1 protein-coding gene is annotated in these 516 nt (G+C 60.5%); it reads right to left on the bottom strand.

The window, feature by feature from the left end:
* Positions 1–257 precede the first annotated feature (257 nt).
* A partial coding sequence (locus JK635_RS28240) for a hypothetical protein (RefSeq protein ID WP_202653497.1) occupies positions 258–516 on the bottom strand: 259 nt, incomplete at its 5' end.

Genomic DNA, 516 nt, shown 5'->3' with positions numbered 1-516 from the left:
CATCAACTGCCCCGGCGTGATCGAACAATTGCGTTTCAGGACCCATTCCCGGCTGCTCATTGCTGGCTACCTGCTCTTTAGTCGCACCCAACCCGCACTATGCAAAACCAGCGAAGTATAAGGTGGAACACACAATAGCATCAAGCGAAATAACGGACGATGAGCGGCCATGGAATTTGGCTTAATCGTGCGCATTCCACCTTGCGCAAAACGCTTTTCCCTTGCTGCGAAACAAATGCCGGGATGCATTTCGCCACCTATCGCCGCGGCGGGTCGAACCGAATGATGGATTCGCCGGTGGCGGTTTTTCGGGGCGCCGGGCGAAATGCATGCCCGTAGACAACCTCGAAAGTCAGTGGCAACGTACCATCGGCGCGACGGCTGGCCTCCAGCGCGTCCAGCATGCGCCGATAGGCGGCGCGGCCCAGCAGTCCACGACGGCGGGTGGCGAGCGGGTTGCCGCCCCAGGCCTTGACATCCTCGAGCAGCCTGAGCGGCTCGGCGTAGGTCACCGTG

This window comes from Neobacillus paridis (assembly GCF_016765675.1).
Taxonomy (GTDB): Bacteria; Bacillota; Bacilli; order Bacillales; family Cytobacillaceae; genus Neobacillus; species Neobacillus paridis.
The sequence above is the reverse complement of the archived record's forward strand: the minus strand, read 5'-3'. Positions and strand labels throughout refer to the sequence as shown.